Source organism: Massilia sp. X63, from assembly GCF_041023745.1.
Classification (GTDB): domain Bacteria; phylum Pseudomonadota; class Gammaproteobacteria; order Burkholderiales; family Burkholderiaceae_D; genus Telluria.
The window spans coordinates 382,022-397,506 of the sequence record NZ_JBFTEF010000001.1 but is presented as its reverse complement, the minus strand read 5'-3'; the positions used below and the strand labels follow the sequence as shown (position 1 = coordinate 397,506).

General features: G+C 68.6%; 14 protein-coding genes. 3 read left to right on the top strand and 11 right to left on the bottom strand.

Translation table 11 applies throughout. From position 1 onward, the window contains the following. Window positions 1-236: 236 nt before the first annotated feature. From AB3347_RS01775 to alr, 3 genes are all read right to left on the bottom strand, one after another. Complete coding sequence (locus tag AB3347_RS01775; protein WP_369090053.1) at window positions 237-557, bottom strand: PilZ domain-containing protein; 321 nt, start codon at window positions 555-557, stop codon at window positions 237-239. Window positions 558-623: 66 nt separating this feature from the next. Continuing rightward, window positions 624-2,000 (bottom strand): DNA repair protein RadA, encoded by a 1,377-nt coding sequence (radA, locus tag AB3347_RS01770; RefSeq protein WP_369090052.1) that lies wholly within the window; start codon window positions 1,998-2,000, stop codon window positions 624-626. Between the two features lie 17 nt (window positions 2,001-2,017). Continuing rightward, window positions 2,018-3,109, bottom strand: coding sequence for an alanine racemase (gene alr, locus AB3347_RS01765; protein ID WP_369090051.1), 1,092 nt, complete (start codon window positions 3,107-3,109; stop codon window positions 2,018-2,020). Between the two features lie 137 nt (window positions 3,110-3,246). Here alr and lplT point away from each other — a divergent pair, with 137 nt between their 5' ends. Then, window positions 3,247-4,497, top strand: a complete 1,251-nt coding sequence (lplT, locus tag AB3347_RS01760; RefSeq protein ID WP_369090050.1) for a lysophospholipid transporter LplT — start codon at window positions 3,247-3,249, stop codon at window positions 4,495-4,497. Window positions 4,498-4,549: 52 nt separating this feature from the next. Here the strand turns inward: lplT and AB3347_RS01755 are convergent, their stop codons facing one another. Genes AB3347_RS01755 through tsaB form a run of 4 tightly spaced genes read right to left on the bottom strand, consistent with a single transcriptional unit; the run spans window position 4,550 to window position 7,575 of the window. After that, window positions 4,550-5,533 (bottom strand): DUF1853 family protein, encoded by a 984-nt coding sequence (locus tag AB3347_RS01755; RefSeq protein ID WP_369090049.1) that lies wholly within the window; start codon window positions 5,531-5,533, stop codon window positions 4,550-4,552. Continuing rightward, the gene (locus tag AB3347_RS01750) at window positions 5,517-6,395 is read right to left on the bottom strand and encodes a uracil-DNA glycosylase family protein (RefSeq protein WP_369090048.1); all 879 of its coding nucleotides are present in this window, start codon (window positions 6,393-6,395) and stop codon (window positions 5,517-5,519) included. The genes AB3347_RS01755 and AB3347_RS01750 overlap by 17 nt, the downstream gene beginning before the upstream one ends. Next, window positions 6,392-6,862 (bottom strand): ribosomal protein S18-alanine N-acetyltransferase, encoded by a 471-nt coding sequence (rimI, locus tag AB3347_RS01745; protein ID WP_369090047.1) that lies wholly within the window; start codon window positions 6,860-6,862, stop codon window positions 6,392-6,394. Before rimI ends, AB3347_RS01750 begins: the two co-directional genes overlap by 4 nt. Further along, window positions 6,859-7,575 (bottom strand): tRNA (adenosine(37)-N6)-threonylcarbamoyltransferase complex dimerization subunit type 1 TsaB, encoded by a 717-nt coding sequence (tsaB, locus tag AB3347_RS01740; protein WP_369090046.1) that lies wholly within the window; start codon window positions 7,573-7,575, stop codon window positions 6,859-6,861. Before tsaB ends, rimI begins: the two co-directional genes overlap by 4 nt. 108 nt (window positions 7,576-7,683) lie before the next feature. Here tsaB and AB3347_RS01735 point away from each other — a divergent pair, with 108 nt between their 5' ends. Then, a complete protein-coding gene (locus AB3347_RS01735; protein ID WP_369090045.1) occupies window positions 7,684-8,103 on the top strand; it encodes a thioredoxin family protein in 420 nt (139 codons plus the stop codon). Between the two features lie 139 nt (window positions 8,104-8,242). On the opposite strand, the gene AB3347_RS01730 is transcribed toward AB3347_RS01735, so the two are convergent. Then, window positions 8,243-10,576 (bottom strand): molybdopterin cofactor-binding domain-containing protein, encoded by a 2,334-nt coding sequence (locus AB3347_RS01730; protein ID WP_369090510.1) that lies wholly within the window; start codon window positions 10,574-10,576, stop codon window positions 8,243-8,245. Next, window positions 10,533-13,727 carry an EAL domain-containing protein gene (locus AB3347_RS01725; RefSeq protein ID WP_369090044.1) on the bottom strand — a complete coding sequence of 1,065 codons (3,195 nt, stop codon included), beginning with the start codon at window positions 13,725-13,727 and terminating at the stop codon, window positions 10,533-10,535. Before AB3347_RS01725 ends, AB3347_RS01730 begins: the two co-directional genes overlap by 44 nt. Window positions 13,728-13,905: 178 nt before the next feature. Between AB3347_RS01725 and AB3347_RS01720 the strand changes: the two genes are divergently transcribed. Next, entirely contained in the window at window positions 13,906-14,412 is a 507-nt protein-coding gene (locus tag AB3347_RS01720; protein WP_369090043.1) for a DUF1993 family protein, read from the top strand. 40 nt (window positions 14,413-14,452) lie between these two features. Here the strand turns inward: AB3347_RS01720 and AB3347_RS01715 are convergent, their stop codons facing one another. Both AB3347_RS01715 and AB3347_RS01710 read right to left on the bottom strand, forming a co-directional pair. Further along, on the bottom strand, window positions 14,453-14,671 hold the full coding sequence (locus tag AB3347_RS01715) for a DUF1289 domain-containing protein (RefSeq protein ID WP_369090042.1): 219 nt from the start codon (window positions 14,669-14,671) through the stop codon (window positions 14,453-14,455). After that, complete coding sequence (locus tag AB3347_RS01710) at window positions 14,652-15,221, bottom strand: DUF1415 domain-containing protein (protein WP_369090041.1); 570 nt, start codon at window positions 15,219-15,221, stop codon at window positions 14,652-14,654. Before AB3347_RS01710 ends, AB3347_RS01715 begins: the two co-directional genes overlap by 20 nt. Window positions 15,222-15,485 lie beyond the last annotated feature (264 nt).

The following is a 15,485-nucleotide window of genomic DNA, read 5'->3' as shown; positions in this document are numbered from 1 at the left end:
GGGATGCTGAAAGGCGTTTGTTTGTATGTTCAGTGTAATGGTGTTTGGCATACTCAGCGGCCTGGCCGGACTCGTTGCTTTCGAGATCTGGCAGGAAGTTCGGGGTAGCAAAGACGGCTTGTACGATCACTATCACGAATAGTGCCGGCCCGATTACCGGGCCATGTCATAAAGCGAAAAAGCGGCGAGGCCCATTGGGCGCTCGCCGCTTTGCTTGGTGACGCCGGGACGGGCGTTCAGCGCAGGAAGCGCGCCACCGCCGTCATCGCCGCCAGCTCCAGGTGCATGAACTGGAAGCCGACCTTGAATTCGCCATTGCTGAAAATGCAATACAGCGCCTTGGCGCGGGCGCTGATCGGCACGATGTTGCCGTCCACCAGCAGGTCGAAGCTGAGCTGGCCGGTCTGCCCGACCTGCAGCGGGTCAGGCAGGCTGATGCTGACGCCGTTGGCGCCGAGGTCGCTGGTACGGCCGCCGAGCGGCGCCGCCCCTTCCATGTGGACGCGGGCGCGCGTGCGCAACACCTTGCGTTCGGATTTTCTTTGTTCTGCAAACACCTTAGACCACGCTATTAACTGATGAGCCAGCCAGCATTATAAGAGCTCGGACGCGCAACGCGGGGCCTAGTCGAGCTCGCGCAACTTGGTGAAGGCCTGGTCGATGCGTTCGACGGCCACGATGGTCATGCCCTCGATTTTCTGCTTCGGCACATTTCCCTTCGGGATCACGGCGATCGAGAAACCCAGCTTGGCCGCTTCGCGCAGGCGTTCCTGCCCACGCGGGGCCGGGCGGATTTCGCCGGCCAGGCCGACTTCGCCGAACACCACCAGGCCGCGCGGCAGCGGCTTGTTGCGCATCGACGAGTTAATCGCCAGCAGGACCGCCAGGTCGGCCGCCGGTTCGGTGATCTTGACGCCGCCCACTGCATTGATGAACACGTCCTGGTCGAAAGCCGCGATGCCGGCGTGGCGGTGCAGCACGGCCAGCAGCATGGCCAGGCGGTTTTGTTCCAGGCCGACCGACAGCCGGCGCGCATTCGGCAGGTGGCTGGCGTCGACCAGGGCCTGGATCTCGACCAGCAGCGGGCGCGTGCCTTCCTGGGTTACCATCACGCAGGAACCCGGCACCTGGCTGTCGTGCTGCGACAGGAACAGGGCCGAGGGGTTGGACACGCCCTTCAGGCCCTTTTCGGTCATCGCGAACACGCCCAGCTCGTTGACCGCGCCGAAGCGGTTCTTGATCGCGCGCACCAGGCGGAAGCTGCTCTGGGTGTCGCCTTCAAAATAAAGCACGGTGTCGACGATGTGCTCGAGCACGCGCGGGCCGGCCAGCGCGCCCTCTTTCGTGACGTGGCCGACCAGGATGATGGTCACGCCGGTCTGCTTGGCCACGCGGGTGAGCTGGGCCGCGCATTCGCGCACCTGGGCCACCGAGCCCGGGGCCGAGGTCAGCGCGTCCGAATACAGGGTCTGGATCGAATCGATCACCGCCACTTCGGGCTTCAGGTCCGCCAGGGTGCCGAGGATTTTCTCGAGCTGGATCTCGGCCTGCAGTTTCAGTTCGGCCGAATCGACCGACAGGCGGCGCGCGCGCAGCGCGATCTGGGCCCCGGATTCCTCGCCACTCACATACAAGGTGTTGCGGGTGGCGGCCAGGTTGGCCAGCGCCTGCAGCAGCAGGGTCGACTTGCCGATGCCGGGGTCGCCGCCGATCAGCACCACCCCGCCCGCCACCAGGCCGCCGCCCAGCACGCGGTCGAATTCCTCGATGCCGGTGCCGAAGCGCGGCACGTCGAGCGCCTCGATATCCTTCAGCGACAGCACCGGCGCGGTCTGGGCCAGGGCCTTGTGCGCGGTCTGCGACATGCGGTTCATGCCCGGCGCATCCTGCACGGTCTCGACCATGGTGTTCCAGGCCTTGCAATCCGGGCACTGGCCGGACCAGCGGGCGGCGGTGGCGCCGCACTCGCTGCAGACAAAAGAGGTTCGTGACTTGGCCATCGCTTCCCGTTCTTCCCTTATTTTACTTCCTGCACACGCACCCGCTGCGCGAGCGCGCACATCAGTTCATAGCCGATCGTGCCGGCCGCCTGGGCTACCTCGTCGATCGGCAGACCGTCGCCCCACAGCAGCACCTTGCTGCCGATCCGGGCGTTCGCCACCGGCGTCAGGTCGACCGTCATCATGTCCATCGAGACCCGTCCGACCAGGGTGGTCGCAACGCCGTCGACCAGCACCGGGGTGCCGTGCGGCGCGTGGCGCGGGTAGCCGTCGGCATAGCCGCAGGCCACCACGCCGATCGTCATCGGCCCGGTCGCCTCGAAGCGGCTGCCGTAGCCCACCGTGTCGCCGGCCTCGATCTGCTGGATGCCGATGATCTCGGAGCGCAGGGTCATGGTCGGGCGCAGGCCATAATCGAGCGCGGAGCGCGCGCCCGGGGTGCCGCCGTAGAGCATGATGCCGGGCCGGACCCAGTCGTTCCTGAGCGCCTCGCCCAGCTGGCTCTGGTGCAGCACCCCGCCGGAATTCGACAGGCTGCGCTCGCCCGGCAATTCGCCCGCGCCGAACTGGAAGCGGCGCACCTGCTCGGCCATGGTCAGGTGCGGGTGTTCCAGCTCGTCGGCATTGGCGAAGTGGGTCATGTGGGTGATGTGGCGCACGTCGGGAATCGCGCGCAGGCGCCGGTAGGCCGCTTCGTACTCGCCGGGCGTGAAGCCGAGGCGGTTCATCCCGGTGTTCATCTTCAGGTGCACGTCGATCGGGCGGTAGTGCCGGGTGTATTCCAGCATCTTGATCTGCTCGATGTTGTGGACCGCGCTATTGATATTATGCTCGGCCAGCATCGGCACGTCCTGGGCATCGAAGATCCCCTCGAGCAGCAGGATCGGCTTGGTCCAGCCCAGCTCGCGCAGGCGCAGGGCGTTTTCGGTCTCGACCAGGGCCAGGCCGTCGGCCTGGGCGAAGCCGCGCATGCCGCGCTCCAGGCCGTGCCCGTAGGCGTTGGCCTTGACCACGGCCCAGATCCTGGCGTGCGGCGCCTCGGCGCGCGCGCGCAGCAGGTTGTGCTGCATGGCGTCGAGGTGGATGGTGGCGGAAAGCGGGCGCGGCATGGCAAAAACCGGTGTTACAGGAAAGGGGCTATTCTACCGGACCGGGCCCGGCAACGCTTTTGACAGGGCGTGTTTTCTTTTGGCCGGGCTGGCATTCATGGTATAAAGCAACTCGGACCAGTTTTTACTCTTTTCGAATGAACCGTGGTTTTTATACCATCATGGCGGCGCAGTTCTTCTCGTCGCTGGCAGACAATGCGCTTCTCTTTGTTGCGATCAGTCTGCTGACGTCGATGAACGCCCCGGCTTCGCTGACACCCCTGCTGAAGCTGTCATTCGTGCTCTTCTATGTGCTGCTGGCCGCCTTCGTCGGCGCCTTTGCCGATTCGCTGCCCAAGGGCCGCGTGATGTTCATCGCGAACCTGATCAAGATCGCCGGCTGCGCCCTGATGTTCCTGACCGTGCATCCGCTGCTGGCCTATGCCGTGGTCGGCTTCGGCGCGGCCGTGTATTCGCCGGCCAAGTACGGCATCCTGACCGAACTGCTGCCGCCCGAGAAGCTCGTGCCGGCCAACGGCTGGATCGAGGGCCTGACCGTGATGTCGATCATCCTCGGCACCGTCGCCGGCGGCGCCCTGGTGAGCGAGCGCGGTTCGAGCTTCCTGCTCGGCTTCGGCATCCCCGGCATCGACACCGGCGCCCATGCCGCGATGGCGGTGGTGGTGGTGGTGTACATCCTGGCCGCCCTGTTCAACCTGCGCATTCCCGACACCGGCGCGCGCTACGAGCACCAGGAACGCAATCCGGCCAAGCTGATCGCCGATTTCGCCAACTGCTCGGCCACCCTGTGGCGCGACAAGCTGGGCCAGATCTCGCTGGCCGTGACCACCCTGTTCTGGGGCGCCGGCGCCACCTTGCAGTTCATCGTGCTGAAATGGGCCGAGCGCTCGCTGCACATGCCGCTCGACAAAGCCACCAACCTGATCGGCATCGTGGCGATCGGCGTGGCGCTGGGCGCGGTCATGGCGGCGCGCATGATCCCGCTGCGCAAATCGCTCACCGTGATCCCGCTCGGGATCATCATGGGCCTGGTCGTGTGCAGCATGATCTTCGTGACCTCGGTGAACCTGGCCTACCCGCTGCTGGCCCTGATCGGCTTCCTGTCGGGCTTCTTCGTGGTGCCGATGAACGCGCTGCTGCAGCACCGCGGCCACGTGTTGATGAGCGCCGGCCACTCGATCGCGGTGCAGAACTTCAACGAGAACCTGTCGATCCTGACCATGCTGGCGCTGTACGCGATCATGATCACGCTGAACCTGGACCTCGACATCATCATCGTCATGTTCGGGCTGTCGGTGGCGGGCATCATGTACTTCATCGGCCGCCGCCACGCCGCCAACCAGCGCGAGCACGATTCGCTGGCGCTGATCGGCGAAGAAAAACACTGATTCCCTGCGCATATCACAGGCGACGATAGCTCGCCTGCTGCGTATCACTGAATCAGGATGCCGCCTTCAGCACCCGCCGCGCCGCGGCGCGCTCGCGCCAGTCGTTCGGCACGATGAAGCCGCGCTCGACTTCCTCGATCAGCTCCGCAGTGTGGCGCACCACCGCCACCAGCACCGGCGCCGGCACGGTCTCGAACTGCGCCGACAGCTCCGCATGCAGCTGGGCGCGGTTCAGCATCCAGGTGGCCGAGGCGGCGCGGAACGGCGCCAGCCATTGCAGGCGCGGCAGCATCAGGAATTCTTCCCCGGCCAGGCTGTCGATCTCGTCCAGCGCGCACCAGAAGCCGCGGCAGTGGCCGGCGGCGATGCCGCGCATCGCCGGCCAGCTGCCGGCGGGATAGAACAGCCATCCCTTCACCAGGGCGCGCGCCCGGGCTACCGGGCGCGGCAGCAGCGCCTGCGCGGCCGGGTGCCCACCCAGGTTCAACTGGCGCTCGAAGACCTTGCGCATCTTGCGGCCCAGGCTGTCGGCCAGGTTGGGGCCGACCAGGGCGTTCAGCTGCCAGTCCTGCGCCGCACCATCGCCCTGCCCTCCGCCATCGCCGTCGAGTAGATAGAACTTGGTGGCGAACTCGATGTGCTCGAGCCCGTCCGGCCCGTCGTCCAGCAGGAAGTCGAATTCGCCGATGGTGTCGTTGGCGCTGGCGCGCACCTGCAGGCTGTGCGCGACCAGGCGGCCGTGCTGGGCGAAATAGAAGGCCATCAGCTTTTCGGCATACAGGCCCAGGCGCGTGTGCACCTTGGCGCCGAGCGCTTCATCGAGCGCTGTAGGGTCGCGGTCCAGGCGCGCGAGCCAGTCGGCGAGCTCCGGCGTTACCGGATCGAGGGTGGCGATGCGGCCGGCCCACAGCGGGTCGTGCGCGTCGAGCAGGTCGGGCGCATCGAGCAGCCAGGCCAGGGCCCGCACCCGGGCGCGCCGCAGGTGGCCCCAGCGGCGGTGGAAGCCTTGCTGGTAGCTCTCAGCCGGCGCGTCCATGCTCGCCGCTCGCGGCCCTGGCGCGGCACAGGTCGGCCCAGGCCAGCGCCTTGTCGGCGCCGCGCCGCAGCAGTTCGCCCGGATGCAGGGTGGCCACCATCGGCACGCTGCCCAGGCGGTGCACGGCGCCGCGTGCGCCGGCCAGCGGCTCGGACAGCGGCTTGCCCAGCAGGCCGTCGGCCGCCACCTGGCCCAGCGTCAGCACCAGGCGCGCGCCGGACAGTTCGCGCTCGCGTTCCAGGAAGGGGCGGCAGGCCGCCGCTTCCTCCGCGGTCGGGGCGCGGTCGCCGCCGTTGGCGTTGGCCGGACGGCATTTGACCAGGGTGGTCACATAGACATCGGCCGCGCGCGACATGCCGACCGCCGCCAGCATGTTGTCGAGCAGCTTGCCCGGCTCGCCGGTGAGCGGCTGGCCGGCGGCTTCGTCCGCCGCGCTGGCGGTGCCGGCTGCAACCAGCCAGCGCGCCTCGCGCGCGCCGGCCCCGGGGACCGGCTTGCGGCCTTCGCTGCAGGCGCTGCAGTGTTTGCAGGTGGCGATGGCCTGGCGCAGGGCGTCCCAGTCCATGCCGGAAACGTCCAGGCGGGCGCGTTCGGCCTCGGCCGCGGCTTCGCGGGCGCGCTCCTCGTCGACCGGCGGGGTCCAGGCCTGCCGCACGGCGGGCTCCGCGACCTGGCGCGGCATCGGCGGCGGGGCCAGCGCTTGCACTGGCGCCGGTGCTGGTGCCGGTGCTTGCGGCGCCGCTTCTGCAGCCACTTCCGCTGCCGCTTCCGGCACGGCGCGCAAACTCCACAAGGGGCCGATGCCCATCTCGGCCAGGAAGGCGGCGTCGCGCTCGCCGATACGCTTCACTGCAGGGTTCACAGGTCGATCCTCATCACGATGGCATCCTCGCGCTGGCCGCCGTGGGCCGGATAGTAGGCCTTGCGGCGGCCGATTTCGCGGTAGCCGTAGCGGCGGTAGACCTCCAGCGCACGCTCGTTGGACGGGCGCACTTCGAGCAGCACCGAGGCCATGCCCTGCTCGCGGGCGCGCGCGCCGATGCGGTCCAGCAGGTAACGCCCCAGACCCTGGCGCTGGCGGCCGGCGGCCACCGCCACGTCGAGCAGGTGGGCCTCGTCGACCGCATACATCAGCAGGTAATAGCCGGCCAGCGTTCCCCCCGCGTCGCGCGCGGTCCAGGCGTCGTAGCCGCTGGCCAGCGACTCGGTGAAATTGGCGCGGCTCCAGGGGTGCGGGAACACGCTGCATTCGAGCGCATGGACCTCGTCCACGTCGCCCGGCTGCATCGGCGCGAACACCAGGCCGGAAACGGCTTGCGCGACCGTCATGGCTGCGCCTTCGCGGCATTGATGGCCTGGCGTTCGGCGCTGGTATACGCCACCTTGTTGCGCAGGTAGAGCGGCTGGGCCTGGGCGGCCGGCACCGCCAGCCCGGCCGCCAGCGCCGGGGCGCCCAGCAGCGCCAGTTCGCGCGCGTGCGGCAGGATGTCGTCCAGCGCCGCGGCGGCGAAGGCCTTGCCGGCAAAGGCTTCCGGGTAGGCCGAAAAACCGTTGCCGCAGGCGGCCAGCCCCTCGGCCGGCACGGGTTGCAGGTCTTGCGGCGCGCACAGCGCGGGCGCGGCGACCTCGATCCAGGCCTGGCGGCCGGCGTCGTGGCGGTACTGGGCCCAATACACTTCGCCCATGCGCGCGTCCAGCACGGCCAGCACCTCGCCGGCGCCGGTGCGCGCGCGGCAGGCTTCGGCCATCGCCTCGAGCGTCACCAGCGGCAGCACCGGCAGGCCGGCGCCGAAGGCCAGGCCCTGGGCCACGCCGCAGGCGGTGCGCACGCCGGTAAACGAGCCGGGGCCGGCGCCGAAGGCGATGGCGTCGCAGTCGGCCAGGGAAATGCCGGCTTCGCGCAGCAGTTCCTGCACCATCGGCAGGACCGATTGCGAATGGGTGCGCACGCCGGAGGTGGAACGGGCGATGACGTGGTCCCCGTCGAGCAGCGCGCAGGAGGCGAGTTCGGACGAGGTTTCAATGGCGAGAATCTTGGACATGCCCATATTTTACCTGCTCGGCCGTCCCCAGGCCACGCCAGGCCGGCCGCCGGGCCTGCGGGCTCCCGGGACTGCGAAAAACCGGGCCGACAAGGTACAATCCGGCTCATGCAAAGCCTGACCCTGGATTCCGACAACCGCGCGGCCATCGCCGCCGCCGTCAACGGCGACGCCATGACGGTCGCCTGCTTGTGCGCCGCCTGGTGCGGCACCTGCTCGACCTACCGCGCCACCTTCGAGGAACTGGCCCTGCGCCACCCCGACAAGACCTTCGTCTGGATCGACATCGAAGACCAGGCCGACGTCGTCGGCGACCTCGACGTCGACAACTTCCCTACCCTGCTGGTGCAGCGCGGCGACACCGTGGCCTTCTTCGGCACCATGCTGCCCGACGGCGCCGTGGCCGACCGCCTGGTGCAGGCCCAGGCCGCCGCCACGCCCGAGGAACTGGCGCGCCTGGCCGCCTCCAGCGAAGAGCGGCGCGGCTGGCAGCGCGACTGCAACCTGCGGGTCCTTCTAGCTGCGTAGGGTGGGCGGCTCCACCCTGTAGGCCGTGTAGAAGGTTGCCCATGCGCCGCCCGCGCGTTCAGCTCCCGGTCGCGTCGTGATACTGCAAGAGATGGTTGAACGCGCGGTCGGCAGAGCCGACCACCCTACCTGGGCCAGCTCAGGCCAGCTTCAGCGGCAGGCTGCGCAGCCGCTGCCCGGTGAGCTTGAACACCGCCGCCGCCACCGCCGGCGCAACCGGCGGCACCGCCGGTTCGCCCACGCCTTCCGGATGGGCGCTGCTCGGCATGACGATGGTCTCCACCAGCGGCGCCTCGCTCATGCGCAGCACCGGATAGTCGCCGAAGTTCGACTGCTGCACCCGCCCATCCTTGATCGTGATCTCGCCGTGCAGCGCCGCCGACAGGCCGAACAGCACGCCGGACTCGACCTGCTGCGCCACGATGTTCGGATTCACCACCAGCCCGCAATCGATCGCGCACACCACGCGGTGCACGCGGATCTGCGTGCCCTCCACCGACACTTCGGCCACCTGGGCCACGGTGCTGCCGAAGGAGCGGTGCAGCGCCACGCCGTGGGCGCGCCCCGCCTGGGGCTGGCCGGCGCGCGCCACCGCGGCGTCCAGCACCGCCAGCGCGCGCGGATGCCCGCCCAGCAGCGCACGGCGGAACTCCACGCCGTCGCGTTTCGCGGCATGGGCCAGCTCGTCGACGAAGCTCTCCTTGAAGAAGGCATTGTGCGAATGCCCCACCGAGCGCCAGTAGCCGAGCGGCACGGCGCTGTCGACGATCACGTGGGCGATGCGCTGGTTGGCGATCGCATACTGCATGTCGTATTCGCCCTCGGCGGTGGTCTTGTCCGGTCCCACGCCCGGCAGGCCGAGGTTGCGCGGAAAGTACTGGTGGCCGATGGCGCCGCTGGCCGACTTGTTGTCCCAGGCCAGGATCTTCCCTTGCGCGTCCAGGTGGGCGCGAAAGCGCGCCAGCGCGGCCGGGCGGTAGACGTCGTGGGTGGTGTCGTCCTCGCGGGTCCAGATCAGCTGCACCGGCTTGCCTCCCGCGGCCAGCGCCACCGTCGCCGCCTGCGCCACCATGTCGGTTTCGAGGCGCCGGCCGAAGCCGCCGCCCAGCAGCATGACCTCGATCGCCACGTCCGCGCGGTCGATCCCGGCCACGCGCGCCGCCACGTCCACGGCCACGCTCGGCACCTGGGTCGAGGCCCACAGGCGCAGCTTGCCGTCCGCGTACTGGGCGGTGCAGTTGACCGGTTCCATCGCCGCATGCGCCAGGTAGGGCGCGCGGTACTCGGCCGTGACCGTGACGGCGGCGCCGCGCACGTCCTGGCTGCCCGCCTCGTGGTACACGTAGCCGCTGTCCTCGTCGAGGGCGCGCGCGAATTCCTCGAACACCGCCTCGCTGGACAGCTGCGCCTCCGCGCCGATCTCCCACTTGACCGTCAGCGCCTCCAGGGCCTGGCGCGCCTGCCACCAGCTGGCGGCCAGCACGGCGGCGCCGGCGCCGAAGCCATCGCCGGCGCCCGGCATGCCCGCGATCGGCACCACCTGCAGCACGCCCGGCATCGCCATCGCATCCTTGGCGTCGATAGCGCTCATCCGGGCGCCGAACACGGGCGCCATCTTGACCGCGGCGTAGACCATGCCGGGCACGCGCGCGTCGATCCCGAAGCGCGCGCTGCCGTCCACCTTGGCCCGGCTGTCCAGGCGCGCCAGGGGTTTGCCGATCAGGCGGAACTCGCGCGGCTCCTTCAGGCGCACGTCGCCGGCTCCGATGCCGGCGCCGACGCGGGCCGCGCGCGCCGCCAGCGCGCCATAGGCCGCGCGGCGGCCGTCCGGGTGCAGCACGAAGCCGTCCTCGGTGCGCAGGCGCGCCACCGGCGTGTTCCACTCCTCGGACGCGGCCTTGACCAGCATGGCACGCGCCACCGCGCCGGCCTCGCGCATCGGCGTCCAGGCATCCTTGACGCTGGTGGAGCCGCCGGTAAACATGATGCCCAGCTCGCGCCCGAGCTTGGCCATCAGCCACTGGGCGCCCTGGCGCGCGCTGCCGGTGTCGTCCGGGTGGAAGGGCAGGTTCTCGCGCAGCACGGTGAGGTTGGCGAAGATCTTGTCGATCGGGGCCTGGGCGATGCGCACCGCGCTCATCGGCGCGTCGAGCTCCTCGGCCACCAGCATCGGCAGGGCGGTGTGCACGCCCTGCCCCATCTCGCTGCGCGGCACCACCACCGACACCGCGCCGTCGGGCGCGATCGCGATCCAGCCGTTCAGGGCCACCGTGTCGCCGCCCAGCGCCAGCGGACTGGACGTATGCAGGCGCTGGCGCGGCGGCTGCACGCCCCATCCGACCAGCAGGGCGCCGCCGGCCAGCACGCCGCCCAGCAGGAAGCCGCGCCGGCTCAGGCCGCGCCTGGCGCCGGCCGGCGCCAGGCTTGGCTCAGGTTTCGCTTGTTTGGGATGCACCAGCTGCATTCGCTTCATCATGACCTTGTTGTGGATTCTGCTTCCAGCGCGCCAGTATATCGTCGGGCGCCACCGGACGGCTGTAGAGGTAGCCCTGGGCCAGGCGGCAGCCGTGGCGCAGCAGGAAGGCGGCCTGCTCGGCGTTCTCCACGCCTTCGGCCACCACCGACAGGTTCAGGCTCTTGCCAAGCTGGATGATGGCCACGGCGATCGCCTCGTCGTTGCGATCGCGCGCGATGTCCTGGATGAAGCTGCGGTCGATCTTCAGGGTCTGGACCGGCAGCTGGCTCAGGTAGGCCAGCGAGGAATAGCCGGTGCCGAAGTCGTCGATCGCCAGCCCGACCCCGATCGCGCGCAGGTCGTTGATGTAGTCGAGCGCGTCGCCGGTGTTCATGATCACCGATTCGGTCACCTCCAGCTGCAGGCGCGCGGCCTGCAGCCCGCTGTCGCGCAGCACCGCGGCCACCAGCGGCGCCACGCTGCCGCGCTCGAACTGGCGCACCGACAGGTTGACCGCCATCTTCGGCACTTGCAGGCCGGCCTGGTCCCAGCGCCGCATCTGGGCGCAAGCCTCGGCCAGCACCCACTGGCCCAGCTGGCCGATGAAGCCCATGTCCTCGGCCACCGGGATGAAGCGCACCGGCGGCACGATGCCCAGTTCCGGGCTGTTCCAGCGCACCAGCGCCTCGACCCCGACCAGGCGGCCGCTGTCGATCTCGACCTGCGGCTGGTACTCGAGGAAGATCTCGCGTTTCTCGATCGCGCGGCGCAGCAGCGCTTCCAGGCGCAGGCGCGCGACGCCCTCGCCGCTCATCGAGGGCGCGTAGAACTGGTAGCCGTTGCGGCCGCGCGCCTTGGCCTGGTACATGGCGACGTCGGCATTCCGTACCAGCATGTTCAGGTCCTGGGCGTCCTGGGGGAACAGGCTGATGCCGACGCTGCCCGTGACGAACAGCTCGTGGCCGGATACGGTGAACGAGCGGTCGAACAGCAGCATCAGCTTCTCGGCCACCTGGATCGCGCCGAAGGCGCCCTTGACGTCTTCCAGCAGCACGATGAACTCATCGCCGCCCAGGCGGGCCAGCGTGTCGCCTTCGCGCAGGCAGCGCGCCAGCGCGCCGGCCACCTGCTTGAGCAGCTCGTCGCCCACGTGGTGGCCGAGGGTGTCGTTGACGTTCTTGAAGCGGTCCAGGTCGATGAACAGCACCGCCAGCTGTTCGCCCTCGCGCGCGGCGCGCACCATGGCGTGCTGCAGGCGGTCGTGGAACAGCAGCCGGTTCGGCAGCGCGGTGAGCGGATCGTGGTGGGCCAGGTGGTCGAGCTTGTCCTGCGCCTCCTTGACCTTGGTGATGTCGCTGAACACGCAGACGTAGTGGGTCACCCGGTCGCTGTCGTCGTGCACGCTCGATACCGTGAGCGACTCGAGGTAGACCTCGCCGTTCTTGCGGGTCTCCCACAGCTCGCCGCGCCAGAAGCCGGCATCCAGCAGGTCGCGCCACAGCTGCTGGTAAATCGGATCCTCGTGCTGGCCGGCGCGCATCAGGTTCGACGGCTGGCCGAGCGCTTCGCGTTCGGTGTAGCCGGTGATCTGGGTAAAGGCCGGATTGGTGGCGACCACCCGGCCGGCCACGTCGAGCACCATCACGCCGTCCGCGATGTGTTCGAGCACCGTGGCCGACAGGCGCAGCTTTTCCTCGGCCAGCTTGCGCTCGGTAATGTCGGCGAACACCCAGATGCTGCCCTCGTCCGGGCGGGCGGGGTCGAGCGCGCAGCCGCTCACCAGCAGCCAGAACATGCTGCCGTCGCGGCGCCGGAACTGGATTTCCTTGCCGTTGTCGGGGCCAATGCCGGCCTTCGGATCGCGCTCGAGCCACAGGCGCTCGCCGTCGGCGCACCCGGGGAACAGGATCTCGGTCGAGCCGCCCGTCATGGCCCCTTCGGCATAGCCGAACAGGGTTTCCGCGCGGCGGTTGGCCGAGACGATGCGGCGCGCGCGCACGAACAGCACCCCGAACATGACGTTGTCCAGGATCGCGCCCTGTTCGGTGAGCAGGGCCTCGATGCGCATCTCGTCGTGCTTGCGCTCGCTGATGTCGTAGATGATGCCGTCCACCCGGAACTCGGGACTGCCCCACACGCCCTGCGGCTGGCCGCTCTCCAGCACCCAGCGCTCGATGCCCCCGGCGTCGACGATGCGGTACTCGATCTCGTAGGAGCTGCCGGCCGCAAGCGCGTCCATGGCCAGGCGGCGGTGCATGCGCCGGTCTTCCGGATGGATGATGTCGGCCCAGTCGTCGGTGGTGGCCAGCATGAAGCGCTCGGACGGGTAGCCGGAAATGCCCGCGATGGCCTCGCTGACGAAGTCGACCTGGCCGCCCGGGCGGGCGCGGAACACCGCGCCCGGCACCTGGGAGACGATGGTGCGGAACTGCTCCTCGCGCCGGCCGATGTCGGCGAACAGCTGGCCGATCGCCATGCGCATGCGCTCCATCTGGCGCCCCAGGCGTCCCAGTTCGTCGTTCGCGGGCAACGCCAGCGGGGTATCGAAGTCGCCGCGCGCCAGGCGGTCGGAGAAGCCGGTGAGCGTGCGCAGCGGCCACAACAGGCGGCGCCTGATCAGCAGCGCGATCAGCAGCAGCGACACCGCCAGCTGGACCGCCAGCACCAGGGCATAGTCGCGCTGCTTCGAACGCAGCACGTCCTGGTATTGGTGGTCGCTCATCTCGACCATCACCTGGCCGACCTTCTGGCCGCGCACCGTGATTTCGCGCTCGGCGCGATACAGGTGCGCCCCGGGCGGCGCCGGAACGTGCCGGCTGATGAAGTCGGCCTGGGCCAGGTCGCGCACCTCGACACGCACGATGCCGGGGTCGCGCACGAAGGAATCGACCAGCGCGCGTGCCGCTTCGGTATTCATGTCCCATAATGATTCCTGCACGCCGAGGGCCAGGATATCGGCGTTGCGCTGCAGCGCGTCCTTGACGGTCTGCACGGAAGCCTGCTGTTCCTTCACGACGATCAGGAAATAGCCGCCGACAATGGCGGGCACCGCGAGCCCGGCGAACACCACCAGCAGCAGTGCACCGTAGATGCTGCGGCCGTAGAGCTTGCGCAGCCAGGCGGCAAGGCGGTCGAGCGGCGCTCGGAGGGGAAAGCGTGGCTGGTGCATGAGGTTCGGCGGCCCTGCTCCGCTGCAGGGGAATTTACTTATGGCAATGTAATGACTGGATTATGCATCCTCGATGACAGCCAGTCATCAAATTGCGTGCGGCGCCGGGCGCTTGCCGTCGGAGTGTCGGCGGCAAGCGACAAGACTTGTTATGATTGAATCTTTCAAAGGAGAAACTATGAGCCTGTCCATGTATTCCGCGTCGGTTCCGGTATTCCAGAAAATGCTGCGCGCGCTGGGCGCGGTGCTGGAAAAAGCCGAAGCGCACGCCCAGCAGCACAAGATCGAGCCGGCCGCCCTGCTGCAGGCGCGCCTGTACCCGGACATGTTTCCGCTGGTCGGCCAGGTGCTGATCGCCACCGATTTCGCCAAGGGCGCTAGCGCACGCCTGGCCGGCAAGGACGTGCCGCGCTACGACGACAACGAGCAGAGCTTCGCCGAACTGCAGCAGCGCATCACCAAGACCCTGGGCTACATCGAATCGCTGCCGCGCGAGGCCTTCGACGCGGCCGGCGAACGCGCCATCACCCACGGCGCCGGCGAGCGCGCCCGCCACTTCGAGCGCGGCGAGGACTACCTCACCAGCTTCGTGCTGCCCAACTTCTTCTTCCACGTGACGACCGCATACGCGATCCTGCGGCACAACGGCGTGCCGATCGGGAAGCGCGACTTCCTGGGGCTCTGATCCCAGCCGGGGCGGCCGGCCCTGTCGCCCGCCCTCGAGGCTAGGTATTCCGGCGCGGGTAGCCCTGCGCCAGGATGCGCACCCACACGCGCTCCTTTTCCTCCGCGCTCATCGAGACCCAGTGCGCCACCTCGGCCACGGTGCGCCCGCAGCCGCGGCAGACCTCGTCGAAGGTGGTCGAGCACACGGCGACACAGGGCGTGTCCGGGCGTTCCGGCGCGCCGGCCCCGTCGGCCCCGTTAGCGGGCCGGGCCGACATCGAGCTTGTCCCAGCCGTCGTGGCCGAGCTTTTCCATGGTATCGATATTCTTCTCGAAGATCTCGGCGGCTTCCGGGAAAGCCTCGACCGCGCGGTCGATGCTGTCCTCGCGCAGCAGGTGCAGGATCGGATATGGCGCCCGGTTGGTATAGTTCGCGATGTCGTTCGGGTCGGTGTCCGCGAACTGGTAGTCGGGGTGGAAGCTGGCCACCTGCAGTTCGCCGTCGAGCTGCATGTCCTCGACCGCGGCATCGGCCACGTCCAGGAATTCGTTGTAGTCCTCGAAATCGTTCAGCACGAAGGGATGGATCAGCAGGGTCGTGTCGACCTGCTCACTGGTCGTGTCCGACAGGTGCTGCAACTCGTCCATGAGCTGCTCGAGCAGGGCCTCGGGCGTGGTGGCGCTCGACACGACGTAGCGCACCTGCTCCTTCACGTAGACGGACTTGGCGAAGGGACAGAGGTTGAGGCCGATGACGGCCCGTTCCAGCCAGCGGCGGGTGGCGGCGACGATTGCATCGTCGTCGGCGTTCGGATTAGCAATACTCATGGGTGAGGCTTCAAAAAAGTGCAGTAGGCGGATGCCGGATTGTACGCACACTTTGCGTGCCCTCATAGATTGACACCCTCAGCGAGCTAGGCTACGAAGGAAACGGACGAGCAAGGCCCGAGCCTGCCGGCGGCCGCTTTTGCACAAGCAACTGCAGCGAACCGGCTGCTAATTCACGGCAATGTCCGTTTTCATGATGTCAATTTACACAAATGAAGGGTGGAAAGAAATTTGTAACGAGCTGGACATAATTCTTGACTGACT